Annotated in this window: 22 protein-coding genes; 11 read left to right on the top strand and 11 right to left on the bottom strand. The window is 47.9% G+C overall.

Annotated elements, in window-relative coordinates; translation table 11 throughout:
- Positions 1–176: 176 nt before the first annotated feature.
- The 5 genes from EDC56_RS09625 to EDC56_RS09605 all read left to right on the top strand — a co-directional run bounded on the left by EDC56_RS09625 (position 177) and on the right by EDC56_RS09605 (position 3,814).
- The gene (locus EDC56_RS09625) at positions 177–920 is read left to right on the top strand and encodes a hypothetical protein (RefSeq protein WP_123712305.1); all 744 of its coding nucleotides are present in this window, start codon (positions 177–179) and stop codon (positions 918–920) included.
- Positions 921–979: 59 nt separating this feature from the next.
- On the top strand, positions 980–1,429 hold the full coding sequence (locus EDC56_RS09620) for a copper chaperone PCu(A)C (RefSeq protein ID WP_123712304.1): 450 nt from the start codon (positions 980–982) through the stop codon (positions 1,427–1,429).
- A 106-nt stretch (positions 1,430–1,535) separates the two neighbouring features.
- Positions 1,536–2,582 carry a DUF2333 family protein gene (locus tag EDC56_RS09615; protein ID WP_123712872.1) on the top strand — a complete coding sequence of 349 codons (1,047 nt, stop codon included), beginning with the start codon at positions 1,536–1,538 and terminating at the stop codon, positions 2,580–2,582.
- 32 nt (positions 2,583–2,614) lie between these two features.
- Complete coding sequence (locus tag EDC56_RS09610) at positions 2,615–3,223, top strand: YajG family lipoprotein (protein ID WP_123712303.1); 609 nt, start codon at positions 2,615–2,617, stop codon at positions 3,221–3,223.
- 147 nt (positions 3,224–3,370) lie between these two features.
- Positions 3,371–3,814: a PEGA domain-containing protein gene (locus EDC56_RS09605; protein WP_123712302.1), complete on the top strand. Its 444-nt coding sequence runs from the start codon at positions 3,371–3,373 to the stop codon at positions 3,812–3,814.
- Here EDC56_RS09605 and EDC56_RS09600 read toward each other — a convergent pair.
- The gene (locus EDC56_RS09600; protein WP_211333634.1) at positions 3,744–4,364 is read right to left on the bottom strand and encodes an AAA family ATPase; all 621 of its coding nucleotides are present in this window, start codon (positions 4,362–4,364) and stop codon (positions 3,744–3,746) included. The two genes, EDC56_RS09605 and EDC56_RS09600, sit on opposite strands and share 71 nt — an antisense overlap.
- Positions 4,365–4,468: 104 nt before the next feature.
- Here EDC56_RS09600 and EDC56_RS09595 point away from each other — a divergent pair, with 104 nt between their 5' ends.
- Genes EDC56_RS09595 through EDC56_RS09580 form a run of 4 tightly spaced genes read left to right on the top strand, consistent with a single transcriptional unit; the run spans position 4,469 to position 8,609 of the window.
- Positions 4,469–5,647 (top strand): glycosyltransferase family 4 protein, encoded by a 1,179-nt coding sequence (locus tag EDC56_RS09595; protein ID WP_123712300.1) that lies wholly within the window; start codon positions 4,469–4,471, stop codon positions 5,645–5,647.
- Positions 5,637–6,854 carry a hypothetical protein gene (locus EDC56_RS09590; RefSeq protein WP_123712299.1) on the top strand — a complete coding sequence of 406 codons (1,218 nt, stop codon included), beginning with the start codon at positions 5,637–5,639 and terminating at the stop codon, positions 6,852–6,854. Before EDC56_RS09595 ends, EDC56_RS09590 begins: the two co-directional genes overlap by 11 nt.
- Before the next feature lie 16 nt (positions 6,855–6,870).
- On the top strand, positions 6,871–7,713 hold the full coding sequence (locus EDC56_RS09585; protein ID WP_123712298.1) for a polysaccharide deacetylase family protein: 843 nt from the start codon (positions 6,871–6,873) through the stop codon (positions 7,711–7,713).
- A 17-nt stretch (positions 7,714–7,730) separates the two neighbouring features.
- The gene (locus tag EDC56_RS09580; protein ID WP_245980695.1) at positions 7,731–8,609 is read left to right on the top strand and encodes a glycosyltransferase family 2 protein; all 879 of its coding nucleotides are present in this window, start codon (positions 7,731–7,733) and stop codon (positions 8,607–8,609) included.
- 32 nt (positions 8,610–8,641) lie between these two features.
- Here EDC56_RS09580 and EDC56_RS09575 read toward each other — a convergent pair whose 3' ends face one another.
- From EDC56_RS09575 to EDC56_RS09540, 8 genes are all read right to left on the bottom strand, one after another.
- Positions 8,642–10,192, bottom strand: a complete 1,551-nt coding sequence (locus EDC56_RS09575; protein WP_123712296.1) for a polysaccharide biosynthesis C-terminal domain-containing protein — start codon at positions 10,190–10,192, stop codon at positions 8,642–8,644.
- Positions 10,189–11,979 (bottom strand): O-antigen ligase family protein, encoded by a 1,791-nt coding sequence (locus EDC56_RS09570; RefSeq protein ID WP_123712295.1) that lies wholly within the window; start codon positions 11,977–11,979, stop codon positions 10,189–10,191. The genes EDC56_RS09575 and EDC56_RS09570 overlap by 4 nt, the downstream gene beginning before the upstream one ends.
- A gap of 28 nt (positions 11,980–12,007) precedes the next feature.
- On the bottom strand, positions 12,008–13,111 hold the full coding sequence (locus EDC56_RS09565) for a polysaccharide biosynthesis/export family protein (protein ID WP_123712294.1): 1,104 nt from the start codon (positions 13,109–13,111) through the stop codon (positions 12,008–12,010).
- The gene (locus EDC56_RS09560; RefSeq protein ID WP_123712293.1) at positions 13,089–15,080 is read right to left on the bottom strand and encodes an exopolysaccharide transport family protein; all 1,992 of its coding nucleotides are present in this window, start codon (positions 15,078–15,080) and stop codon (positions 13,089–13,091) included. The genes EDC56_RS09565 and EDC56_RS09560 overlap by 23 nt, the downstream gene beginning before the upstream one ends.
- Before the next feature lie 12 nt (positions 15,081–15,092).
- Positions 15,093–16,253 carry an alkaline phosphatase family protein gene (locus tag EDC56_RS09555; protein ID WP_123712292.1) on the bottom strand — a complete coding sequence of 387 codons (1,161 nt, stop codon included), beginning with the start codon at positions 16,251–16,253 and terminating at the stop codon, positions 15,093–15,095.
- Positions 16,254–16,360: 107 nt separating this feature from the next.
- Positions 16,361–17,533: a glycosyltransferase family 4 protein gene (locus tag EDC56_RS09550; RefSeq protein ID WP_123712291.1), complete on the bottom strand. Its 1,173-nt coding sequence runs from the start codon at positions 17,531–17,533 to the stop codon at positions 16,361–16,363.
- A 67-nt stretch (positions 17,534–17,600) separates the two neighbouring features.
- On the bottom strand, positions 17,601–18,890 hold the full coding sequence (locus EDC56_RS09545; RefSeq protein ID WP_123712290.1) for a glycosyltransferase family 4 protein: 1,290 nt from the start codon (positions 18,888–18,890) through the stop codon (positions 17,601–17,603).
- A gap of 183 nt (positions 18,891–19,073) precedes the next feature.
- Positions 19,074–20,573, bottom strand: coding sequence for a WecB/TagA/CpsF family glycosyltransferase (locus EDC56_RS09540; protein WP_148059371.1), 1,500 nt, complete (start codon positions 20,571–20,573; stop codon positions 19,074–19,076).
- 427 nt (positions 20,574–21,000) lie between these two features.
- Between EDC56_RS09540 and EDC56_RS09535 the strand changes: the two genes are divergently transcribed.
- Both EDC56_RS09535 and EDC56_RS09530 read left to right on the top strand, forming a co-directional pair.
- Positions 21,001–22,371: a sigma-54-dependent transcriptional regulator gene (locus EDC56_RS09535; protein ID WP_123712288.1), complete on the top strand. Its 1,371-nt coding sequence runs from the start codon at positions 21,001–21,003 to the stop codon at positions 22,369–22,371.
- Positions 22,372–22,499: 128 nt separating this feature from the next.
- Positions 22,500–23,099 carry a DUF4136 domain-containing protein gene (locus tag EDC56_RS09530; RefSeq protein ID WP_162844138.1) on the top strand — a complete coding sequence of 200 codons (600 nt, stop codon included), beginning with the start codon at positions 22,500–22,502 and terminating at the stop codon, positions 23,097–23,099.
- Positions 23,100–23,186: 87 nt separating this feature from the next.
- On the opposite strand, the gene EDC56_RS09525 is transcribed toward EDC56_RS09530, so the two are convergent.
- Positions 23,187–23,738, bottom strand: coding sequence for a DUF4136 domain-containing protein (locus EDC56_RS09525; RefSeq protein WP_148059370.1), 552 nt, complete (start codon positions 23,736–23,738; stop codon positions 23,187–23,189).
- 208 nt (positions 23,739–23,946) lie between these two features.
- A complete protein-coding gene (locus EDC56_RS09520; protein WP_123712285.1) occupies positions 23,947–24,870 on the bottom strand; it encodes a LysR family transcriptional regulator in 924 nt (307 codons plus the stop codon).
- Positions 24,871–24,940 lie beyond the last annotated feature (70 nt).

Raw genomic sequence — 24,940 nt, 5'->3', positions numbered from 1 at the left:
TGACCACGTGCTCGCAAAAACATTCCCAAAACGATGATAAAACAACGAAGTCGGTTAAACTGTTAATGTATGCAACTGCACGATTCAGCCGGTAATAGTACCAGATCTCGTCTATGCCGGCAGTGCGCTAAAGAGGTATTGTCAATTATTATGAAGAGCGATGAGGTGGGCATTAAATGAAGGTCAATCATAGACGATTGCAGCGTAGATATCGTTTTTTCAGCCTTGTCGTCGGCGGGTTTGTGCTATCGCTAGCGCTCCCAGGCTGCAGTTGGTTGCCGAAGAATCAAATGGGGGAGCCGGTTGTCGAGGCGACTGATAAGGCGCCCGTTTCGACAGCGGAATTGGCTGAGCGGCGAAAGAATGTATGGATCAATAATACGTTAGCGGAGGCGGAAATGGCTTTGGTGAGCAATCGCCTGATGCGTCCGAAAGAGGATAATGCGTATTCCCGCTATCGTGAAATCCTAGATATTGCACCGGATAATGCCGATGCAAAGATTGGCGTGAAACGTATTAGTCGTCGATACCTCGTGTTGGCGAAAGAGGCCTTCGACCATGGTAGCTATGCGCGGGCAGAGGATTTTCTGGCGCGCTCGAAAGCGCTGCAGCCCGATTATGTTGGTGCGGCTGCAATGACTCGATACTTTGCTCATCATAAGAGTGTGGCGGCCAACGAATACTTGCTTGAGGTCACCGAATTGACTGCGCGCGATGATGCGATCAAGGTTTCTCTCGAAAAGATTGCAGCCCTGGCGAGTCAATGGCAGTCTCGCCTGCTGATCGTGAGTCGTAACGATGCCGAGGGGCGATGGATTTATCAACAACTGAAAGAGATGGCCGATGGCTATCGCTTCCGGGCTAATATCGAGCATGGCCAGCCCCCTAGAATTGTCCTGCTGGACCAGCCGCTGCAGTGATCGTGCGTGTGGTGCTGGCTAGTAGATTAAAGCAAGTGGCGTTAATGGAGTAACCGATTATGATGAGTAAATTGATTCGCAGGCCTGGACGGCTCAGTGTTGCTTTATTGCTGCTATTGCTGTCGATGCCGATATTGGCGGAGCCAGCGTCAGCAGTGCTGGTTGAGGACGGGTATGTACGCGAGCTCATTCCCGGTCAGCACAATACCGCCGCGTTTATGACGCTGGTAAATAACACGGATCAGGAACAAGTCATACTCGCGGTGACGGCAGCAGGGGTCGAGCGTGTCGAGCTACATCAGCACCTTCATCGCCCGCAAGGTATGACAATGGAGGCAGTAAACAAGGTAACAATAGCTGCTGGCGAGCGCTTTGAGTTTGCCCCTGGTGGTTATCATGTGATGTTAATAGGCGTGAAACAGGCGTCGGTGGGGCAATTGTTAGCGTTGCAGCTGCAGCTTGCTAATGGTGAAGTTGTGAAACGGCTCCTTCCTGTGCAAGGTTATTAATGTCGGCGACCTGTACACACATTCATTATATACTGGGCGCAGTGTTTCGGTGCCCGACATCAGGCTAAGCTGACTTTGGTATAAGACAAACAAAATAGAGATGATTATGAATTCTGGAAAGATAGGCCAGCAGTTCGGCAGTTGGCGAGAGGGGATGCAGGATTGGCTTGCGGAAAGCCACTTCTTCGGTGCTCTTAAATGGCTCGTTATTTTATTCCTTGTAGTGATGCTGATGATCGGTTGGTATTGGAGTCGGGAGCCGGCGACGTTTACCATAGAGGAGAGTCTCTCGAACCTGTCGCCGGAGCAGCAGCAGGTGACTGGTGCAGCAACCAGTGGCGCCTTGATTGAGGTGATGGAGGTTGTGTTGAATAAGCCAGGTGGCTATTTGCGTAATGATCGTATGCCCCCCGGTGTGCTTCTGGACAACTTGCCGAGCTGGGAATACGGCGTTTTGATCCAAGTACGAGACCTATCGAGAGCGATGCGGGAGTATTTTAGTCGCTCACAATCACAGTCACGCGAAGACCAAGACCTGATACATGCGGAGCCGAGGTTTAACTTTCAGCCGAACAGCTGGGTATTACCTTCGACTGAGTCAGAGTACCGAGAAGGCGTACGGCTGATGCAGCATTATCAACAGCGGTTGGTTGACAGCGAGAGTAAGGATGCGCAGTTTTACGCTCGCTCTGATAACTTGGTCGCTTGGTTGGGGATGGTTTCTAGCCGGCTAGGTAGCTTGTCGCAGCGCTTGAGTGCGAGTGTGGTGAAAACGAGAATCGATACCTCGCTACAAGGTGATAGTGAAGCGACCCAGTCTACTGCGAGCGGTGACATGGTGTTTGTAAAAACGCCTTGGACCGAGATTGATAATATCTTCTATGAGGCGAGGGGCACGTCGTGGGCATTACTGCACTTCCTCAAAGCTATCGAGCGTGACTTTGCGCCAGTTTTGGCGAAGAAGAATGCTGCGGTAAGTCTGCGTCAGATTATTAGAGAGTTGGAGGAGACTCAGGGCGCCATCTATAGCCCGATTATCTTGAACGGCAGTGGCTTTGGCTTGATGGCGAACCACTCGCTGGCAATGGCCTCTTATATTACACGCGCAAATGCAGCGATTATCGACCTGCAGGATCTGATGAATCGCGGTTAGTTAGTTTTACACGATGATAGAGTAGGTTTGATATGAGTAGAAAAAATCAGCACAGGGCATTTTATTACCACCTTAAAAAATGCCTACCTCTTTTAGCTGTCTGTACAGTGTTGCTGACGGGGTGTGCACAGAGCCCACAGCAGCTGTCACTGAACCCTGATGTGGCAGCCGTGGCGCTGGCGAATGCTGCCGTTGTTGCTACCGTACATAGTCGTGATGATCGAGGCACAGAAACGGTCGGTTCTAGAGGCGGTGTTTATAAGCAATCGAGTCTGATTACGACACCAGACGACTTTGCGCAACGATTGGCCGATGCCTATGCGACGGCCTTACAACAAAGTGGTGCTGTCAGTTTGCAAGCAGAAGCGCCTCTACAGATTACCGTTGCCTTGAATAAGTTTGCTATCTCGACACCGGAACGCAGTGTACTTCCTGAGATTAGCTACAGTGCACAGATCTCTATTGAGGCGGTTAGGGGTGGAGAGAAGCGAACCTATCGTTACTCTGTGACACAGACACATAAGCTGCCTCAGGTCCCTAGTGACAGTAAAAACCAGGCACTGGTCGACGATTTGTTTAATGAACTACTTCGGCGAGCGGTGGTCGATGAGGGCTTGAATCAGTTTATTGTCGCTGGCTAAATTTGTGAGCCTATTGTTATGGAAAAAGCCCTGCATCGCAGGGCTTTTTTTTTTGCTGTTAACGATAGCGTTTTGGCCGTGCTGACGCACGCAACGCTATTCAAACTACACTGAATAGACAGAGAGCCGATAGGAGCGCTGAGTTGTATGAACGCTTTAGGCAGGAGTTTGTTGCTATTAACGCTGATGTTGCCGTCAGCTTGCGGTAAGCATATACGCCCAGATATACCCTATGGTAAGTCGTTTGATGTGATCGAGATCCGCTCGGTGCCGACCTCGGCAATGATTTATATTGATGGGGTGAAAATGTCGAACACGCCATTTACCATCGACATAGCCTATCAGGGCAATGAAAAAATCACTATTACGGCGATGCCTATGTATGCGGGGCAGAATCGGCAGGATATTCAGATTCAAACACCGGATATCCCCGAATTAATCACTATCGACATGAGCTTCAAAGAGGCAATCGATTTGAGTGATATCGAGGGTGCCAAGGCGACGCTAGAGCGGGAGCAGCTCAACAGTGGCGTGGTGGAGGAATCCGTAGAGAGTTACCTACAGCGGCAGCAAGAGGGGAGTCAGCAGTGAACTGGTTAATGACTGCTAGGGCCTGCTCAAGACGGCGTCGGGGGCTTGAGGCAGGAAGGTAATTGAGGTGGTAGCCCTGCTCCTGATAGACCAGCTGTAGTTGATCGGCGATCCTCGACTGGCTATCTTTATCCTCCGTGCGTCCGCTGTCATGACGATCGATAAAACGTGGTAGCGCCTCGAGGAAGAGCACCTGATCGTACTGTTGTGCGTGTGCTAGGCGAAGAAATTCTTTGCTGGGACGGCATTGAGCTAGGCGTAAGTAAGCCAGTATGTCGAGGCGACTGCGATCGAGAATTCGCGTCGATGAAGGCTTACGCTGTAGGGCCTGCCGTTCACTGCAGACCTGTTGCTCGAGAATAAGTTGGTGGAAGGCTAGTGGGTTCTGTTGTTGCCATTGATGTTGCTCGGTGATCCCGAGACGTTGGCAGAGCGAGCGAATCACCGCTAATGCTGATTCTTCTACGACATTGTAGCCGGCCTTATGCAGCGCATTACAGAGCGTCGATTTTCCACTACAAGGCGGTCCGGTGAGAACGGTGATAGGCATAGTATTAACCATCATTGTTTGGTCTATACTCGATTATAGTCGTTTTTTTTCGTGCTCAAAAATATTTAAGAAAATGATCGCAGAGTATTTCGTAAGGCAATTTCATGCATGTTTTATGGGTGAACGAGTGGGCTCAATGCGTCGGTGGTTGCGAGCGTTATGTCAGCGAAACGGCGGCGATGCTACAGCAAGAAGGTGTTGTCAACAGCTTGCTCTATAGCGTGAAGAGTCGTGTTGAAAGGGTTTTTTGCCAGCCTTTTACGCATAGCTTCCCCCTCGTCGATATAGCAGCTCAAGTAGCGGAGTTAGCACCGGATCTTATCTATATTCATCGGCTCACTGACGAGGCGGTAGTTGATGAATTTATTGCTAGCGGTGTTGTTTGCGTGCGCTTTTTTCACGACCATAAATTATTTTGTTTGCGCGAGCATAAATACACCACGATTACTCGCCAAAGCTGTAACAGACCGATAGGTCAGCACTGCTATAGCTGCTTGGGCTTTATCAATAAGAGCAATCAATGGCCAGGGGTAAAACTGAATAGCTTAGCAAGGGCGAATCAGCTGCTGCAATTGAATCGACGTTTGCAGGGGATTGTTGTGGGCTCTACTTATATGCGTCGACACGTGATTGCTCATCATTTTGATGCGGCAATGATCGAGGTGATACCACTGTATTGTCGCGACCCTTATCCAGGGGGGGGATTTGCGCAGGTGGCTGCAACAAGAAGCCTGGCGGAGGCGGGTAACTTTCTCTTTGTTGGGCAGTTGCAAGTCGGCAAGGGCGTTGATCTTCTCTTGAAGGCAATGTCGAAGATGTGCCAGCCAATGGAGCTCGATATTTGTGGCGATGGCGATGCCAAGCGATCACTGCAGGCAATGGCAATGAAGCTGGGCGTTGCCGACAGAGTCCACTTTTTGGGTAGGTTATCTGGGGAGTTATTGGACGATGCTTATGCGCGGGCATGCTGTTTAATTTTACCGGCACGAACGCCAGAGACATTTGGGCTCGTTGGCATAGAGGCAATGAGCCATGGTCTGGCCGTGGTAGCCACCGCTGTTGGGGGCATACCTGATTGGTTAGTGAATGGAGAAAATGGTTTTCAAGTTGAGGCGGGTGATGTGCGAGCATTGGCCGTTGCTTTAGATTCAGCAGTTGCAAATAGAGCGCAGCTTGAGCGGTTCGGTGGCTGTGCTAGACAGCGCTACTTAGAGCGTTTTAAGCCGCAGTATCATTTAGAGCACCTGCTCGCTTATTTTACTAGGTTGATTGATGGGCAATGATAATAGAGGGGCTTGGGGGCGCTTTACCGCGTATGGCGATGCTTCTGTCGAACGTTATATTACCGCCTTGGTGCGTCGCGTCGTAGCGGCGTGGTCAAAGCTTGGCTGCGCGCGCCACACTCGCGCTCTAGTAATGTTAGGGGGCTATGGTCGGGGTGAAGGAGGGGTGCAGTTGGTCGATAACGCACAGCGACCGCACAACAATCTCGACTTCCTTTTAATTACGGAGTCATTGAGTGATGAACAGATGCGCCGGTTAGAGTCGGCACTGGCGGCAGAGATGTTGTCAATTGAGTCCTCGACGGTGGTGGGCCTCGACCTGTCGGTGATTGATGCGAGACATTTATCGCGCAGTGAGCCTAGGCTCATTTGGTATGATATGCGTTACGGGCATAAAACAATCGCTGGTGATGCGAGCTTTGTGCGTGGTTTACGGCGGCAGTGCTTAGACGCTATTCCCGACTGGGATATGCGTAACTTATTGGTTAATCGTGGCACATTATTATTGATCAACCAGATATTGCTAGAGCGGAAAGAGGGAGCGTTGCTCAATACCGGGCTGTTAATAAAGCATACGATGAAGGCCGTTATTGGCTATGGCGATGCATTATTGTATAGCTGTAATAATTACCATTGGTCGTATTTAGAAAAACAGCGCAGGATGCGCCAACTTGCAGTGGTGAGTGATACCTTTAAGTCGCTCTATGATGAAGCGATAGAGTTTCGTTTTAAACCAGATTATCACCGTTACCCCGCAGAAGGGCTTGCGCATTGGCTGGCAGGTATTTTGGGTCTATTGGCAGATGTTCACCTACAGTGTGAGCGTCGCCGCCTAGGGCGGAGTGAGCTGAGCTGGTTGGAGTATTGGCCATATGCGGTGAGGCGAGAGCAGAGGAGCTGTTTGCGGGATGGTTATCGGCAAACAATGGCAGCCCTGTTGGCCTTCGCCAAAAGCTTTAGTGCTAACGAGCTGCTGAATTACTCTGCACTGGGGTTTCGACAACGACTACTTTCCGAGAGGCGGTTGGTACCGTTACTGTTTCCGGGGATGGTGTACCCATTTGTTGCGGATGAGCTGCAACGGCAGGCGCGGAGAATTGTCGGTGTCGACGATATGGCGGCGGCGCGGCGAATTTATCTTCGAGCCTGGGCGAAGAACTTTGATGGCAATGCGATTAAGGTGTTCGAGCGGTACGGTATCTTATGATTAAGAGGTGACGTCGATGATTTGTTTGACCACAGATGTGCATCATGCCGGTTTAAAAACGGGTAATCAGCAGCATGCCTACCATAGCGAATGTCGTATCGCGGCGGCGTATGCGCAGAGGCTACAAGAGGTGGGCGTTAAGGCGACTTTTTTTTTTACCGGCCGCTGTTTCCATGACGAGTGGGCTGATATTCGCTCGATCTGTCAGAGCCCATTGGTGGAAATTGCCGGTCATAATTACTCCGCGTTGACACCGGTATGGTGGCACCGAATCTGTCAGAAACTCTGTAATAGTTACAACGGTCCTCAATGGTATCAGCGTCGAGATGCGATGAGGACGATCGAGATAATCGAACGCTATACGGGCTATAGAATTGAGAGCTGGCGTAATCATATGTATATGCATGGACCGCATACAGAGCAGGTGTTGGCAGACTGTGGCTTGAAGAGTTGTTGTGACGGTGTCAGTCGTCAGGGCCGTGGTATGTATTGGCAGCGAGAGGGTATCTATAATTTTCCGATTAATATCATGCCCGATCACGAGCACCTCTACCATGCCGAGCGCACTGAACAATGGGTTGAACAGTGGCAGCAACGCTATCAGTGGAGGGATGATTACGGTACAGAATCCTACTATATTGATGAGTGGACGGATAAAGTGCTGGAGGAACTGTCGATGCGAGAGGCAAACGGTGAATTATCACACCTGATTATTCACCCTATTACTTTGCATCTCTGTGATCGATTGAAACGGTTTGAAGATATTCTGGCCTTTATCGCCCAGTGTGAAACAGTATGGGTACGTGAGGTTCGCGCGATGAGTGAGCAACAGCGTCTTAATTCACGGATGCTGCACTAGTGGCTGTCGCTATTATTATGCGCTCACGGAACAGTGCCTGGGTGATCGATCAAGCGCTGACCGCGATCGATTCACAACAGTTTTGTGACTATCATCTTTATCTCGTCGACTGTTCGTCGACGGACTCTACTCAGGCGATGGCTGCGCCGTTTGCAACCACGCTATTAACTATTTCAGCTGAGAGTTATTTTCCAGGCGAAGTTTTAAATAACGCCATCGAAGGATGTAATGAAGATATTATTGTTTTTATTAATTCTGACGCCGTGTTATTAACACCAACTAGCTTGGGCAGAATTGTTGCCGCTTTTGATGATCCAGAGGTTAGTGCTGTGTTGGGGCGGCAGCTAGCGCGTCCGGAGGCGCAAGCTTGGGTGAAGCGTGATTATCAGTTGAGTTTTCCAGACAAAGGCCCGCCCCCTTGCTGGATAGGTTTATCGCTGCCGTTGGCAGCCGTTCGGCGTAGTGCTTGGCTGCAACACCGCTTTTATACGGAGGCTTGGGCGTCTGAAGATACTGAGTGGGGGCAGTGGGCGAAAAGGAATGGCTATAAAGTAAAATATGTTGCCGAGGCGATGGCGATGCACTCGCACAACTATACCTTAAGTCAGCTTTATGGCCGTAGATTTGTCGAGGGAGAGGCCGATTTATTCATTTATGATAGAAGTAAGGTCTCTCTTTTTGAAACAATTAAAAGAATATTAGAAAAGTGTGTTAAGGATTTTTTCTGCTGTTTTCTTGGGCGAGCGTGGAGAGAGCTTTTTATGATTCCCGCGCAAGCATGGGTTTATCATTGGGCATACTATAGTGGCCAGCGCTTGGCGTGGCAGAGACAAAGAGGCGATGTTAAAGATGCTAAGTACGGTCAGCGCGAAGCCTTGAAACGTTATCAAAAATAAGCCATATAATTATTGTCGTGGTGAGTTGTTTTTTATCTTTTAGAGGAGGAGCGATGGGTGCTTCGAATAAAGTCTCGCAGTCCATGGTGGGCACTGTTTCGTTCTTGTTGATTGAAGCCCATAAAGAAGAATAGCGCGACATAAAATACTATCGCTATGAGGCTGCAGGCAATAATAGACGATAAGTGTTGAGGCTCGAAGGTGTAGATAAGGCCATACGTCAGAGTAACGGTGATTAAGCCAGTAATGATTGGGCTGAGGAAGCTTAGTTGAAGATAGCGAGCTATGCTGAGGTGGCAAAAACGACCGGCGAGAGGGATGTTTGCCAGCAGACCGAGTAGTAAGCTAGGCAGCAAGGTACCGATGGCCACGCCGATGATTCCATATAGGTGAATGAGGTAAATGCTTAGTAATAAGTTGCTCGTACACTCGACGGCGGCGATGATAGCTAGTGACTTCTGGTGTTCAGATACGAGTAATATCTGTGCCGAAGTATGACGAAAAACTACAGTGAACCAAGTGCAGAACAACAATATATAGCTGCATATTAACGTATCTTTATTATCGATCTCTAGCCAGATAAACAGTAGCGGTTGAGCGAAAAAAGTAATGGGGATGACAAAGGCGGTGGCGATAGCTGTGATGATTTTGTTGGAAAAAACGATCAACTGCTGGCTTTCATTAACGCTACCCTCACTGTTCAGCGCAGCGGCCATCGGTGCGAGAATGTCTTGCATTTGTGATGCTAACATTCGGTATATCTCTGACCAGCGTAGGGCAACATGGTAGAAGGCGACGACAGTAAAGGTAGAAAAGACTGAGATGACAATCTGATCACTCTTGTAACAGATCAGACTGGCCAAGGTGATGATATAGGCGAGTAGGGAGAAGCGAGTAATTGAACGATTGATTTTTGTGCTGTATAGCCTCACCGAAACGGACAGCTTTGGCATTGCCTTGAAGCAGGCAATAGCCATGAGCAGGTTGCAGATAAGTTGGCTGGCAACGGCGACGATGGCCATGCTGACAAGCGGATTCTCCTGCCTGATGGCGTAGAACATGCCAATAAAGTTTAATACTTCACGTAGCGTCAATAGCGCGTTGCGCAGGTGGAATTTCTGCAGGCCACGCAATACTTCAGTGAACACACCGAAGGGGAAGACGAGGCCGGTACCGCAACCGAAGACGAGTAGGGCGAGTCGGTAATAGTCCTCGTTTGCTGAAGCGTCGAAGTTAAATAGCCGAGGCAGCTGCCAGCTGAGCAACACGCTGGCTACAGCGATGATCAGCCCGATCAGTAGGTAATTGATGAGCACAGTGCTCAATAGTTGATTGTAGTGCTGCCAATGCTGGAGAACAGTGACCTCACTGGTTGCTTTCATTAGTGTTGTACCGTAACCGAAATCAAGCAGAAGTGAATAGGCAAAAATCGACCATAGTAGCGCCCAAAAGCCGTAGTCCTCAGTATCTAGTCCCAGAAACAACAGGCGTGTCAGAAAGACCATGATTAACATGCGAATAATAAAGGCGCTGTAATTTGATGCGGCGGCTGTTACTAGACGATGAAGGTTATACTTTTTCATTGTTGAAATGGCAGGGTGTTATAGAGAAGGTTGATGAACTCTATATTAGAACTCTTTAGTAGCTGATAGCAGGTGATCATGAATATGATGGCGGCGGCCAGAAAAAGCAGTGTTGAAGCTATTTTACGCAATGGATAGCGGTCTTTTATTAATCGTTTTTGATGGCTGTTAGCTTGTTGTTGATTACGGGAAGGCTTAGTGATTTTTTTAAAGAATAGCATTGTATTGCGAGAATATCTTTTTGTTGATGGGGTGTTGAGTACTTGGGTGAGTGATAAGCTCTTGCAATAGCTAAAAATTAGCTCCTTATATCTGCTGATATCGTTCTTTTTGATCTCTTGATTGTTAATTTTTATGGAAGTTGGCGACAGTTCTTTGTGCACACTTATTTTCGCTGATACTTTCGGTGGAGCGATAGGCGGTAGTAGGTTTTTAGTGTGTTGTAGGCTTTTTCGCATGGACTCTTGTCTCAGCCAGAGTTTTTGCATGACGCCGATAGTGGCGAAAACTAACATGATCTGAAAAAAATTATTGGTCTGTTTTAGCACCCACTCGAGTGTTGATTGCAGATAAATTTGGCTTAGGCAGCCTATAAAAGCAATCGTTAAAAAACGGTACTCTTGACCCTTATAGCGGAAGAAGTTCTTGATGTTTAAATAATAGAAGTAAAATAGCATTGTGACGAATACGGCGAGGTTGTGCCAGCCTGTTTCTGCGGCTACTAGTAAGTAGGCGGTTTCAACGAGGCCGTGAGTCTCATAGAGGTCGTCTTCGTTGATCATCGGTATGTGGCTACCGTAGGAGTATGGAGGATTGATAACAAGACCAAAGTTATTCAAGCCTACGCCCATCGTTTTATCGTTGGCCATCTTGATGGCGGCTTCTGCGAGCAAAATCCGTGTCTGCTTCGACTGTTCAGGTGCCGTCTCGAACCTTTCTATTATGCTATCGGCCGCCTTAAATAGCGCTAAAATGCCGATGATGGGCATGAGAATGGCAAAGACAGTCTTTCGTTTGCTGAGCTGCTTGTTACCGCGATTACGGATAAATATTGAGATAGTGAAAATAATAGCGGCATTGAGCAAGAATAGCGCGAGCCCGGCTCTCGAGAGTGTGGCGACCACACAGAAACCGCACATGGCAAATAAAACGAACCATAAAAGAGGTCTTGCCGAACGACGGTTGAGTATTAAGGCATGGGCGACGGAGCCGAGGGTAGCCATATAGAGAACTAATGTGTTTTGGTGCGGGAAGGGGCCAGACGACTGAAAAACGCCATGAAGGTATTTTTGTTGTACGACAACAAACCAAGTGTAAAAAATGATGGCACCGAAGCTGTGTAACAGCGTGTCTAGCTGCTCCTCACTCTGGCAGTAGTTGTACCAAGCCCAGAAGTAGATATACATGCGAACCATTTTGAACATTTCGAAGGCGGAGTAAATAGGTTCTTCCGCATTAACTGTTGAAAGGCAGCTAAAGAAGAAGTAAATGAAATAGAGTATTGATCCCGGTGGTAGCCAGACGATGGGGTATTGTTGTTTTCGTTTAATGACCAACAGTACCAATATGTACATGACCATGTCGATCATGCCGATTTCAAAACCCTTGGAAGTCCCGCGATAGGCCTCCAGTGAGATGAAGTTGATGTCGGCCATATGGCAGCCGAAGAAAACATAGAAAAAGATAACGAGCCGTTCGACAACCTTTGATTGGCTCGCAAGGAGGTATCCGGCCGGTACCGCGACAAATAAGGTGAAGAAGAAAATAACGTATTTAAACTCTGACATAAGGCATCACTAGATGGCCCTGCTTGAGCTATTCTTCCGGCGTTGGCGCATCGAACATAGAGGCAGCAAAGAACAGGTTGGAGAAGGTTGGCATGAGCTGAATCATAATGTCGTTCCATTTAGCAAAGTTTGATTTTGGAATGTAGACGATGTCTGAGGCATTGAGCTGAAAATCACGCTGTTCACCCGATAAAATCCGGTTATAGTCGATCTTGTAGACTTGTGGGTGAGTGATGCTACCGCGTATGACAACCAGCTGTTTGGAGGCGGAGCGAAGCACTCCTTTGGCTTTGGCGATTGCCTTGCTGACAGTTAAGCCCTCGATGTAACCATAGTAGCCGGGATCGCTGAGTTCACCGAGCATGTAGTACTCACGGTTAACAGCGGAGGCGATGTAGATGTAGTCCCCGTCCATAATAGGAATGTTCATCAGCATGCCGCCACGATGAACAAGTTCGGCGAAATCGACAGGCAATAGCTCGGATCCACGTTTAATGAAACTGTGTTCTAGGTCGGCTAACTCGACGGTGTTTGAATCGAAGAGACCGGTCGCTAAACCTTTGGATTTTGCGATAGCATCGAGTACACGTATTTTTCCGTCGAAGTAGTAGACGCCGGGCATGACCACCTTGCCGATGATGGTGAAACGAGAGTTCTTCATCTCGTAAGGCATCAGAGTGACCTTAGGGTAATAGATATACTTTCTATATGCGCTTTCAATACTGGCGACAGCCTCAGGTATCGAGAGTTCAGCAACGTTGATATCACCGATTAATGGCAAGCTCATAGTGCCGTCAGACTTTACAATGATCTCTTTGATCTCGAGGTCCTTTTCGCCGTAGACGTCCATGTTAAATTTGTCACCGGGGGAGACTCTATAGGTCTCTCTCTTGACCATCTGCAGTTCGGCGAGACGCTTCTTAATTGAACTATCGTCAATATTAACCTGCTCAATGACAACGGCATCGGGAATGAAACGGGTTGGTGGCTCGTCGCTTGTGACCTGTTTGATGTTGGCGCTACAGCCGAACAAAAGTAGAAAGGTACTGAGCTGAAACAGGCAGACCCTGAGGTGAAATTTACTGCCGTTATGGTTGATAATTGAGCCTTCAGAGATAGTCTTTTTTAACATGATTGACGATTACTCCGAGTTGAGGCGCATCGTTGGCCTGTAGGTGATTGTAGAGGCGGTTAATATCATCCCGTTCGGTGGATCGGCTTTTGGCGATTAAAGTGATGACGCCAGCGTGGCGGCACAAGCTAGAGAATAGCTGTAGATGATTAGTGGGAATAAAGCATTCCCAAAGAATCATGTCGTAATGCTGGTTCATTTTTTTGATGAAAAAAGCAATACGTTCGTGATCGAGCGTATCGAGAAAAACGGCCTGATCGAAATGAAAGTAGCCTTTGTCGGCTTGGCTGCTAAGGTTGATAAAGTGTAACTTTTGCTGCCGATCAAGACTATAAAGAGCCTTGTTAATTGAATACTGTTCTTCTTGTGTATTTTGCTCGTAAAGGGTCTCTATGATGAGTATCTTTTTTTGTTGGCGACTATAGGCTTCTGCGAGCTCATTTATGACAAAGCTTTTCCCTTCGCCGCCAGAGAGGCTTGCAATCAGGTTGAGGTGGTTTTCTGTGCTGTCCAATCGCTGTTGTATCGCCTCTGATATCAGTTGGAAGTGGCTGTAGAAAGTAGTGATATCCACAGTGCTCTTGTCTGGTAGTGTCCCGAATGATTCTACAGCCAGGTGGCGGTTGAGCTCAAAATTGGTTTTCACTGTGCTGTTGCGTGCCTCACGCAACACGATGATGACACAGCCGCCGAGGGCAAAGACAATACCGCCAGTAAGACCGAGAAAGGAACGGAGTGATAAATCAGTTTCAGCGGAAGGTTTGGCACGCTCTAGGATGTCGTAGTCGCTGGTGTTAGCCTCGATGGCGATTTTGGCCTCCGTCAGCCGGGTGTCCATACTGATGACATGTCTTTTAGCGCTTTCGACAAGAATAACCAGGTTATCGTATTGCTCAGTTAGACTGCTTATTTTATTCAACTCATAATTTATGCTGTCGATTTCATTGGTGAGCTGCTCTGTTTGTAGTAAAACGGCCTCGAGGGCGAGTTGATAGCGTATTTGCTGCACCTCTAGCTCGAGGTATAGGTCATTTTTGCCAGTGGTGTGTTGGATAGAGGCTTTCTTGTTGTCGTTTTTTGTTTCTTTTCGCTGCTGCAGCTGTTGTTCAAAAAGCTCAATTTTCTTTAGCAGGTTTTGTACTTTTGGGTTTTCTCGCGTGTAGCGATGTTGGATTGTGTCGAGCTCATCTCGGAGGCTTGCCATCAGCTCTTCGTCGTTGGAGCGGTTCAGGGTGGATATCACTACTATCTCAGGAAGTCCTTGTAGTTTAAGAGCAATGCCCTTGGTGTTCTCCTCCATCTCTGTCTTGGTTAGTTTTAGCTTAACAAGCTTTATTTCTAGTTCGGTGCGCTTTTCGTATAACGATGCTACTTTGTTTTTGTAGGAGTAAATATTATTTTTCTTTTTAAATTTGTCGATGTTTTGGTTTAGTTTGCTGAGGTTTGTTTTGGCAATAATCAGCTCTTGTTGATAATAGTGACGTATTTTTTCTGCTGAGGCATTCTGTATTTTTCGGTAGGATTCTAGAAAAATCTCAGAAATGGCGTTGGCTATGTCAGCAGCTCCTTGTGCGGTGTGCCATTTAGCCTTGACGTTAATAATGGCGGAGCGACCAACATTTTCTACCTTGATTTTACCGATTAGCGCTTCTGCACTATATTGCTCACCTAACCGATCAGCAATACGGCGCACATTCTGCTCGACCAGAAAGGTTTCTATCACGGTGCTAGCGTCAAGCTGAAGATAGAGGTAGGGAATGTTCTGCGTGTAACCCATATTTTTTTGGTGACGAATGATCACGGCCATTGCAGAGTATTTTGGTAGTGCGTCTTTGAGTATGAAATAGTTGAGCAGTACGGTAACGAAAGCGGCTACCATCAGGGCGATGAGAAGCTTAAAGCGTATCTCTAACCAGAGGGTACGTGGGTCGAAGTCGAATCCTTTGTCATCTTCGTCGTCGTTTGACATATCGTGTTGAAGCTATTGCAAGTGTTGTTGCATGAGACTACGTATATCGGTAATCGAGTCTACATGCTTTGGTAACGGAAGATTGGAGCAGATAAAGGCATAGGAGTCTTTATCGTCCGGGTGATAGCCGTGCATGCCTGCCAATGCTTTTTTGCCCATGTAACTCGGGCAAATAACTGAACCTGGCTTAAGTAGGTAAATACAGTCTCCAAACTGGTGGTCATCGAAGTTGACTCCCCAATCGCAAGCTTGCTCCTCACTGACTATACCGCCATCATCGCGGCCTTTGAGGTGCTGCAAGATAGAGCGTTCTGCTACTTTGTTTAAAAACCAGAATCGTGCCATCGTTGAATCGTACATCGCGGCGTAATCAACGCCAAAAACTAAGCCTAGTGTCTCAATATCTTTGATTAGGTCGATGCTGGTAGTAACATCGGCCATGCCGTGATCTGAGAAAGTGTAGACATTGACCTCCTCATAATGATTTTCGGCGCGATTGATTAGCTGGTTAAGATTACGTTCGATGAAGCTAATTTTTTCTTTTATTTTTTGATGGCGAGTACCGTAACGATGCAGTTCAGCGTCAAGTTTAGGTAGATAAAGGAAGATAAAGGGAGTCTCTCTTGCTTCGAAATAAGTGATACTGCTGTCAATGACCTGTTGTTCAGGTGTTGACCAATGGGCGCAGTAATAGTGAATATCATGCTCTTCGCACCAGTCAAAAATAGTGTCTGTTTTGACGATGCCACCGGGTTGGAAGTAGTCGTTCTTCTCGACGTAGTCGAAGTAGGGTAACTTCTTGAAGGGAATGTTATAAAGTTCAAAATAACCGGTAAAATGCTCTCGTTTGCTAACCCAGCGGCTGAGCAAATTACGCACACGCCAGTTATTGAAAGGAAATGCTGGTAGAGGCGATAACCAGCGAAGATGTTTGAAGGGGGAGCTCTTCGGAGCATAGTAAAATGAGGACCAGTGCTTGTGCTCACGAGGGTAGCGACCGGTAAGAATTGAAGGTAGCGCGGCAGAGGAGTAGCCAAATACTGTATTAAGTCTTTTAGCGTGGGGTAACCGGTCGTTCATAAAGTCGTAATGACGATAGATCTCCCAGCCGAAAGCATCGACAAAAGTGAAAATGGAGATACGTTTATATTTAGTTAACGGTTTGTTTTCCATATGATGACAACCTAAATCCGTTTACAACTTTGGCACGCGACCAGCCTATATATACTATAGACGGTCTCGGGTTGGCCGACAGCTTTCTATAACAGAGTGAGTTATTCTCAGTGTATGAGTTTTAATATCTTGTCGGTATGGTGCCGCCAGTCGAAGAGTGCGCAGCGCTGTAAACCCTTCGTTATCATGATGTGACGTTGCTGCGGGTCTTGTAGAACACGCCTTATTGTCGCGCTGATATTGTCGGTATCTAGGGGGTCGAAAGTAAGAACAGCATCACCACCTATCTCGCTGAGTGAACTGTTGGCCGAGCAAATGGTCGGTGTGCCGCAGGCAAAGGCCTCGACAATCGGGATGCCGAAGCCCTCGTAGAGTGATGGCATCACATGCAGGCTACACAGGTGATAGAGGGCGGGTAACTCATCGGCCGCAACAAACCCCAGCAGCTTAATATTTTCGCGGATTAGGCTGTTGGCAACTTTTGTGGTGACAACTTCGGCGTTGAGCCATGGGCTACCGGCGAATACGAGGTCATAGTGCTGTTGGATTGCCTGAGGTAGACGCTCGTAGGCTTCGATGAGTTTGACGTGGTTTTTACCAGGGTGCTCGATCCTTGCGACATAGAGGATAAAGGCCTTCTTTAGCTTATATTTATTTTTTACTTGCAGCATGTTTTCAGGCGACCTATCCCTAAAACGTAGCTGGTCATAGCCGTTATAAGCAACTTGAATTTTTTCGCTGTCGATATGCCAATAGCGCTCCAGGTCTCGACGGCTGGAATGACTCACCGCGATGATTTGATCAACGCCTTTGATCAACTTTGGTAATAGACGTTTCACGTAATAATTTCTTTTCCAGTCGTACTTACAGTCAACATGGTATTGCGCAAGATCGTGAACAGTGGCAATGGTTAATAGCGGATAAAAGCAAAATAAACGTCGATTTGCGGCGGGCAAGATAATGCAGCGGTAATTTTTCCAAGGTGTGAATAAGGGGAGGATAACAGTGTGCCAAAAGATGCTTCCCAGGGGGGTGTTGCAGTAGCTGGGGGCGGTAATGTAACGAATTTGTAAGTGGCTATTACCACGCAGGTGCTTTTTTAAAAGACTTTTTTCTTGCGCCGTGACAGCGATGGTGATATCGCTGAACTTACTTAGGTGAAGGCATATTTGCCGGATGTATTCTGCAATCCCGGAGTGCCCGTTATCGTAGGCGAAGGCGCTAATAAAAATCGGTTTAAGTCTGTCTGTGCTGCTCTTTCGCCGCTGGACTTCTCTCATCTTCCGCGCCCTGAGATGAATGTTGGTAACATTGAAATAAGATTATTTATTTGCTTGTTATAAGTCGCTATGGCTTTTTTTGTTTGTCGGCATAGTAAAACTCCTCGACTTGATCATAGAAAGCAATGAGCTTTTCTACCATGTGATCCCAAGAAAACTCTGAGCTTACTCGTTCAAGTGCTTGTTTACAGAGCCTGTCGTGCAGAGCCTGATCGTTGCGCAAACGGTCGAAAAGGGTGCTGAGCTGCTCTAAATTCCCAGACTCAAAGAGTAAACCGTCAACGTTGTCGTTTATCAGTAGGCCTAGACCACCGACGCGTGTGGCGATGATAGGGGTGCTAGAGGCCCAGGCTTCGAGTGCGACGATACCGAAAGGCTCGTGGATCGAGGCTAGGATGAAGGTATCGGCAGCATGATAAGCATCAACAAGTTCTTGGGAGTTTGGTGCAATCCCTTCAATGAATGTGACTTGCTCGATGAGCTGGTGCTGACGACAGAAATCTTTTAGCTCAGTGTAATATTCGTCGGAGGTAACAGGGCCGATGATGGCTGCATGAACTTTACAGGCACCTTCTTGACGTTGCTTTAATAGTAGCTGTAGTACAAGCAGTTGGTTTTTTTGTGGGTCGATACGACTGATGGACATCAGCAGATGTTGCTCTTTGGGGATGCCATATAGCTCCCTAAAGTGATTACCATCGCCATGCTTAAAGGCGGCGATATCGACGCCGTTAGGGAGTCGCAGGATAGGTTTTGATGGGTAGTGTTTACAGGCCAGTTGATGCTCGTCGTCGCCGACACAGATGATACCGGAGGCATCGTCCAATATATTTTCTGGGCGTGTATAAGCATCGAGTAGTCGGCCGATGTTAAAGGTGAACTTGAGTGGCCGACACATCTGTGTAACCTCACTTTGTGGTACTAAAAAATACCCCCCATGTAGCGAGATAATATAAGGAATCCCCTTTCTTTTGGCGATAATTCGGCAGATTGCAGCAACACGTTGCATTGAGTGGCAGTGGATGAGACGGCAGTCAGCCTTTCTCAGGTGTTGTGCCATTGACAGAGAGTACGGGTTGCCTCCTTTGTAATCGAGGTTGAGACGGTCAGCGGCGCGTAGACCTAAATGAGGGTAGAAGTAAGGGTAGCGATAAATTTCGCAGCCATCGATAACCTCTTTGCCGGCCTTATCGAGAGCGGCAGTGGCGACAATTTGACTCGGTATTTGGTGTTTTTTTAGTCGTTCGATACTGTGCCAAACGACGGACTCGGTGCCGCCCCACTTTGCAAAAACAAAGCGCCTAATGACATGAATAACAGTTTTTGCTGTTGCTTTTCGCCTCAAGACATCTGCCATAAATTCGATTACGTCTAGACACTAACGGTAAACTAAAACTTTCAAGAGTTTGATAAAAAACACTCTCTTATTATTATATTAGTGGTTGTTGCTGGTCTGTCGACGATCTATAAGCCTGTTTTTGCCGTAAGGGCTCTCTTTGCTAAGAAAAATCACTTTCAGAGAGCCGTGTTTGAAGCGGGTTTAATAGGCTCCCTTACCGGTGATAACGGCAGATATGGTCTTAGCGATTATTTTTAGGTCCGTCATGGGAGATCTTTCTGCGAGGTATTTAATATCGAGCTGTACCTGTTCATCAAAAGAGAGTTCAGCGCGGCCTTGCGTCTGCCAATAGCAGGTCAGGCCAGGCATCATGCATAGGCGAGTTTTAGCTAATTGACCATATTTATCAACCTCCTGTGGTAGGGCGGGGCGCGGCCCTACGAGAGTCATCTCGCCGCGCAAGATGTTCCAGAGCTGTGGTAGTTCATCCAGAGAGCTGCGTCGCAGCCACCGGCCTACACGGGTGATACGTTGGTCTGATTTCGATTTGTAACAGAGCCCCTGTCGGCTGCTTTCGTTACGCTGACGAATCGCAATACGCTGGGCGTTGCTGAACATAGTGCGAAACTTGTACATGGTAAATAGTTGCCCTTTCTTTCCCACTCGTTGTTGACGGTAAATAATGGGGCCACGACTGTCGAACTTGATGGCGAGGGCGATGAGTATGAGGAGTGGCATGCTGACGACAAGACCGATAGCGGCAACGCTGAGGTCGAAGCTGCGCTTGATCAGGGGGTGGCGCCTACTCGCTCCAAGCCACCAGCCACTGTGCTGCCGGGGCCTTACCGTTAAGCCTGTGCCGCTCTTGCTGCCCATCGGTCTAGTATAAAGGCGATAGATAAATAGGGGGTTGCCGATAAGGTATCGACGCCATAACCGTTTTGGTTCCATCGCTAAACGCCATAGCCATTCTGTACCGTGCTGACGGAGCTGTTTGGGCGCTCTGCTGATACGACCAGAATAAAAATCGAATAACCCGCCAACGGCAAGGGTGACAGGGACGGCCAAGCGATACCGGTTAAGTGCTAGCCAACGCTCTTGTAAGGGGACGCCAAAACCGACTAATAAAATCCGACAATGGCTATCGTTGATGCGTTGAATAACCTCGTCACAGTGTTGATGATTAAAGTAGCCCTGCTGAGTACCGGCAATACAAATGTTTGGATACTGTTGCTTAATGTGCTTGACCAGATCATCGAGTATTGTCTGTGTGGCGCCTAGAAAGAAAATACTATGTCCTTGCTGTTCAGCACGGCGGCATAATTCAGGGAAAAGGTCGGTACCATTAATATTATCTTGCAGCGGTTGTCGTAGGTGCTTCGCCGCGACTCTAACACCGCTGCCATCGGCAAAAACACGGTCGGCGCTATTGATGATCTCGACAAAACTAGGATCTTGATAGGCATTATTGAGCAGATGGGTATTGGCGAAATAGGCGCTGCGCTTATCACCCGTTGCCGCTGATTGTAGGGTCCAGTCGAGGGCCTCGCTTTCACTAACGTTGTCGATGTGCACCCCGAAGAGCTCGAAGCCTCGCTCGCTGGCCTGTTCTTGACGGTAGGTGCTATTCGGCTGCTGGTAGTTCATTACAAGCTGCTTATGCGGTGTATCATGCTGTTGCCTGGTCTTGTGTATATTCAAACGGGATGCTCCCTTGATGAAAAAACAACGTGTTAACTAGTTCTAAACCTTCTCACCACTCTACTTTTTCAAGCAAGATCGATACCTTGATTTTGTATGCATCTAAGTCTTTAATCAGCAGCTTAGTGGGTCTTTATTCAATATTTATATTTCTATTCGGTAGCTTATTGCAAATTGCAAAATTGATTTTGCGATTTGCAATTTCTGATGCTGCGACGAAGCGTGAAAATAGTGTTTATCCTTTTGATATTATCCATCATTTTTTATTTGCTAAGCTCATGATGAGACGGTTCTTCATCTGCGATGCAAAAAGACTATACTGAAGTTGTCGGGGAATATATTTGGCGCATGGTTATGACGTTTAGAGTAGTGCTGCGCAAAATTTCCATCACGCTCAGCTATCCTCATCATGCAGTGAGGCAGTCGTATGGCAGTCGAGGTTTTATTAGTCGAGGCAACGGGTGTCATCGCCGCTTTGTGGCGCAAGGCAGCCCTGCCGCATCAGTATCACTTGGTGGTGGTTACCACCGGGGCGGAGGCTCTACGTGTTAATGCATTGCTTCAGGCGAATGTTATTTTGCTCGATTTGCAGTTGGCAAATGCGATGGAGATTTTACGAGCGCTGCAACGACAGCAGCTAAATGCCGCCATAATGCTCTTTAGTCGTGAAAGTATCGAGCCTAACAAAATGGATATGCTGCGGCTGGGCGTCGCCGAGTATATTACGCCTCCCTATGATGGTCGCCACCTTCGTGCTGCGGTACAGCGTCTGTCACGTCTTGGCTCTACGGACGAGTCTTCAACGATCGATGTACTGGCCGGCCGCTTTCATGGTTTTATTGGCAGTAGTAAAATCATGCAGAATGTCTACCGTGTGGTAGAGAGTGCATCTGAGAGTAAGGCGACGGTATTTATTACCGGTGAGAGCGGTACTGGTAAGGAGGTTTGTGCGCTGGCGATACATCGGCAGAGTGGACGTAATAAACAGGGGGAATTCGTCGCGATTAATTGTGGTGCGATTCCAAAGGATTTGATGGAGAGCGAGCTTTTTGGTCATGTTAAAGGGGCGTTTACTGGCGCGATTCATCATCGTCAGGGGGCGGTAGAGCAGGCCGATGGCGGCACTTTATTTTTGGATGAAGTCTGTGAAATGAGCCTAGATTTACAGGTGAAATTACTGCGTTTCTTGCAGACGGGTAACTTTCATCGTGTAGGTTCGGGCGATCTGCAGGAGGTCGATGTTCGCATAGTCTGTGCCAGTAATCGCACCCCGCTTGAACAGGTACAGGCAGGCATGTTCCGTAAAGACTTATATTATCGTCTACATGTGATTCCACTGCACCTGCCACCGCTGCGAGAAAGGGGCGATGATATTGCGATGCTGTCAGAGTACTTCTTGGTTAAGTATGCGCGTGAAGAGGGAAAAGACTTTAGCATTATCTCGTCTGATGCGATGCAGCTACTTAGCGCTTATGGTTGGCCGGGTAATGTCCGTGAATTGCAAAACTGGATTCGTCAGATGGTGGTCTTGAATGTGTCGGGCCAGGTAACGGCAGGTATGTTACCAGCGCAGGTACGTAGTGGCTCATCGGTGTTGCGAGGAGAGGCTACAGTGACTGCCGTTGATGATGAGGATGATAGCTTAAGGCCGCTGTGGCTGATGGAGAAGGACTATATAGAAAGGGCGGTTGCACAGTGCGATGGTAATATCCCTAAGGCAGCGGCGATGCTTGAAGTGAGTGCCTCGACTATTTACCGGAAAAAACAAGCTTGGGCGTCTCGAGAGCTGCCATGTTGATTTAACGTAGAGTTGCGTGAGCTTATCCAGTGAAAGATGGAGCCGATTAGTAACAGCGTGTTACACTCGAGAAAAATCGATAGCCAATAACTTATAGCAATAAATTGTTAGTTGAGGGGATGCATAGAATGAGAATACATCGACACTGGTGTTTAAGGTTGGTGATGGTAACGACGCTAGTGGCGCTGTCTGCCTGTAGCGGTATGAAGACCAAGACATATGTTCATGATGAGGCGGCGATGGGTGGCTGGAAAACTTACAGCTGGACATCGGAGCCGATTGTGGCGAAAGAGAATATTGCGGCGAATCTCGTCACCTTTGATGCTTGGTTAAGGTCAACGGTCGATAAGAAGATGGCGGCGAAAGGCTATCAACTGAGTGCGGCGGGCACCCCAGGTGATATCAGTGTTGACTATCGCTTTGGTAGCGAGTCACATATGAACAATAAAGAATCTAACTCGCCGCGTGATTATATGGACCGCGCCTTTGATACCTCTGTAGGGCTGAACGAGTCTGAAACAGCGTTCTATAACCACCCAACATCAGATACGGTTCGTGTCGAAGGTATCATTTTCTCGGTGCTTAATACCGCGAGTAAGCGCATGGTCTGGGAGGGTGTGGCTAAGCAAACGGTCAGCGATGAATCCTCTTCGCTGGATCATGTCGAGAAGAATGTGAGCGCAGCGATCGATACATTGTTCGGGGAGTTTCCCGACGCGGTTAAGTAGCTAATCTTGATCGACTAGAGCCCTCGCAGGATCGCTTCCTGCGGGGGCTTTTGTTGTTAGGGGCGCGCGCCCCTTTTTATTGAGCGTCTAGGGTGTCGCCGGGGGGTAGTTGGCGAGAATCTCTTCGATCACGGTTGAAATGACCTGTTGTCTTTTTGTTGCATCCTCCTCGTCCATCAGTGAGCTGCGTCCTCGCCAGACCAGCTTGCCATCGCTGTGTTGAAATATATCGACCTGGATGATGCTGACTTGTCTGCTCGACTGACCGATCGGGATGGAGATCCCCCCGCCAACTCCGCCGCTACCACCACCTAAGCCCAACTGAACGCCGTTGTTGTTACTGGGTACTGCTTCGCGTTCGACTTGATAGCGGATGTTGATATCGGCGTTCACGGGGTCGGCCACCACCAAGCCTTTGGCAACCAACTGCTCCTCTATTGCTTCGTCGATACGCTCAGCCATCAGTGGGTGTTTGTTGTCTGCTGCCTGAATACTAAATGATTCAAAGTGATTAAAGTCGACGCTCTGGTCGTAGTCGTAGTATGGCTTACTGGCGCAGGCGCTTAATAGCAGGCTGGTGATAATGGCTGCACAGTATATCGCGCTGCTGGGAAGGCGCTTTAGAACAGGTGTTTTCATGCTTGATCCTCGGTTAGGGAGGTGCTGCTCACTGCGAGCACCAGCTGCTAGACGCTTTATGATGCGAATAAAGAGTAGGCTATAGCAGCTTAATAGATTGACGGTGAAATATCGACTGACGCTCTTTTGTCGGTGGTTGCGCTGTGCATCGCTTACAAAAGCATCGCTCACAAAGAAATCGATTAAAAAGTAGCGTTAGCTTTGTTGGTTATTGTAATGGCTTAATAAAAGAGGCTTTCGCTAATTCAACTTTATTATGCTCTCTGGCGTTCTTTTTATTAACGACGTACAGGTTGAACGGGTAGCTGAGCGAGTCTTGTTTAATGATGCGAATCTCACCTTGCTCTATCTCCGTTTGGATATAGCTGCCGGGCATATAGCCAATGTAGCTGCCTGACATGATCATTGATTTACGTGTACTGAATTGATAGGACTTGGCGGCGAGGTTAAGTTTGCTTAACTGTTCCTTGCCCAGTGTACCGATATCCATGCCCGGATGAATGGCGGCAGAGCTGGCGAGTTGTTTATCGCTAATCTGTTCGTCTGTCAGGGAGAAGAAGGGGTGCTTATTGCCACAACAGAGATAAATCTTCTCGCTGTATACGACTTGCTGCTCCAAACCTTCGATATGGCGATAATAAGGGTAGATGGCAATATGGGCCTTCTCCTTTAGTAGCATACGTTCAATATTGTCTATCGAATCACCATCAAAAACGATATGCAGGTCAGGAGCCTGCTGGTGCAGATAGCTAATTGCCTGGGTGTAGTGCTGTTGCATCTGCGGGCTGATGACCTGATCGGAGCATAAGATCACAATCTCGCCACTGAGTCGCTCTGATAACGAGCCTACCAGTAGAGAGAAGTCGTTCAATGAGTTGAATAACTCTTTGCAGGCGAGATAGACCGCTTGCCCGTCATCGGTGAGGGCAAAACCAGAGCGGCCGCGTGAGCATAGTTTTAGCTGCAAACGGTTCTCTAAATTAGACATGTGAATACTGATTGTTGACCGGCCGACCCCTAATGCCTGCTCGGAGGCCGCGAAGCCACTGTTCTCTACGACGGCCATGAAGACTTTGAGTAGTCGTAGGTCGTATTCTGCTACCGGCTTTGGAATGATCGATGAAGCTTTCATAAGTTTTAATTTTATTTAACATTAGTTTGAAAGTTTGATATTTATCTTAAAGACAGTTTGTTATCTAATC

Source organism: Sinobacterium caligoides (assembly GCF_003752585.1).
GTDB classification, from domain to species: Bacteria; Pseudomonadota; Gammaproteobacteria; order Pseudomonadales; family Sinobacteriaceae; genus Sinobacterium; species Sinobacterium caligoides.
Note: the sequence above shows the minus strand (reverse complement) of the source record. Positions and strands in the feature narration are given on the sequence as shown.

Bases quoted from the DNA above. Each gene is read 5' to 3' on its own strand.
- EDC56_RS09580 (WP_245980695.1), top strand. From the start codon at position 7,731: ATGCGCTCACGGAACAGTGCCTGGGTGATCGATCAAGCGCTGACCGCG.
- EDC56_RS09560 (WP_123712293.1), bottom strand. From the start codon at position 15,080: ATGTCAAACGACGACGAAGATGACAAAGGATTCGACTTCGACCCACGT.
- EDC56_RS09550 (WP_123712291.1), bottom strand. From the start codon at position 17,533: ATGAGAGAAGTCCAGCGGCGAAAGAGCAGCACAGACAGACTTAAACCG.
- EDC56_RS09545 (WP_123712290.1), bottom strand. From the start codon at position 18,890: ATGGCAGATGTCTTGAGGCGAAAAGCAACAGCAAAAACTGTTATTCAT.
- EDC56_RS09595 (WP_123712300.1), top strand. From the start codon at position 4,469: ATGCATGTTTTATGGGTGAACGAGTGGGCTCAATGCGTCGGTGGTTGC.
- EDC56_RS09575 (WP_123712296.1), bottom strand. From the start codon at position 10,192: ATGAAAAAGTATAACCTTCATCGTCTAGTAACAGCCGCCGCATCAAAT.
- EDC56_RS09555 (WP_123712292.1), bottom strand. From the start codon at position 16,253: ATGGAAAACAAACCGTTAACTAAATATAAACGTATCTCCATTTTCACT.
- EDC56_RS09590 (WP_123712299.1), top strand. From the start codon at position 5,637: ATGGGCAATGATAATAGAGGGGCTTGGGGGCGCTTTACCGCGTATGGC.
- EDC56_RS09585 (WP_123712298.1), top strand. From the start codon at position 6,871: ATGATTTGTTTGACCACAGATGTGCATCATGCCGGTTTAAAAACGGGT.
- EDC56_RS09570 (WP_123712295.1), bottom strand. From the start codon at position 11,979: ATGTCAGAGTTTAAATACGTTATTTTCTTCTTCACCTTATTTGTCGCG.
- EDC56_RS09535 (WP_123712288.1), top strand. From the start codon at position 21,001: ATGGCAGTCGAGGTTTTATTAGTCGAGGCAACGGGTGTCATCGCCGCT.
- EDC56_RS09520 (WP_123712285.1), bottom strand. From the start codon at position 24,870: ATGAAAGCTTCATCGATCATTCCAAAGCCGGTAGCAGAATACGACCTA.
- EDC56_RS09620 (WP_123712304.1), top strand. From the start codon at position 980: ATGATGAGTAAATTGATTCGCAGGCCTGGACGGCTCAGTGTTGCTTTA.
- EDC56_RS09565 (WP_123712294.1), bottom strand. From the start codon at position 13,111: ATGTTAAAAAAGACTATCTCTGAAGGCTCAATTATCAACCATAACGGC.
- EDC56_RS09625 (WP_123712305.1), top strand. From the start codon at position 177: ATGAAGGTCAATCATAGACGATTGCAGCGTAGATATCGTTTTTTCAGC.
- EDC56_RS09615 (WP_123712872.1), top strand. From the start codon at position 1,536: ATGAATTCTGGAAAGATAGGCCAGCAGTTCGGCAGTTGGCGAGAGGGG.
- EDC56_RS09600 (WP_211333634.1), bottom strand. From the start codon at position 4,364: ATGCCTATCACCGTTCTCACCGGACCGCCTTGTAGTGGAAAATCGACG.
- EDC56_RS09530 (WP_162844138.1), top strand. From the start codon at position 22,500: ATGAGAATACATCGACACTGGTGTTTAAGGTTGGTGATGGTAACGACG.
- EDC56_RS09605 (WP_123712302.1), top strand. From the start codon at position 3,371: ATGAACGCTTTAGGCAGGAGTTTGTTGCTATTAACGCTGATGTTGCCG.
- EDC56_RS09610 (WP_123712303.1), top strand. From the start codon at position 2,615: ATGAGTAGAAAAAATCAGCACAGGGCATTTTATTACCACCTTAAAAAA.
- EDC56_RS09525 (WP_148059370.1), bottom strand. From the start codon at position 23,738: ATGAAAACACCTGTTCTAAAGCGCCTTCCCAGCAGCGCGATATACTGT.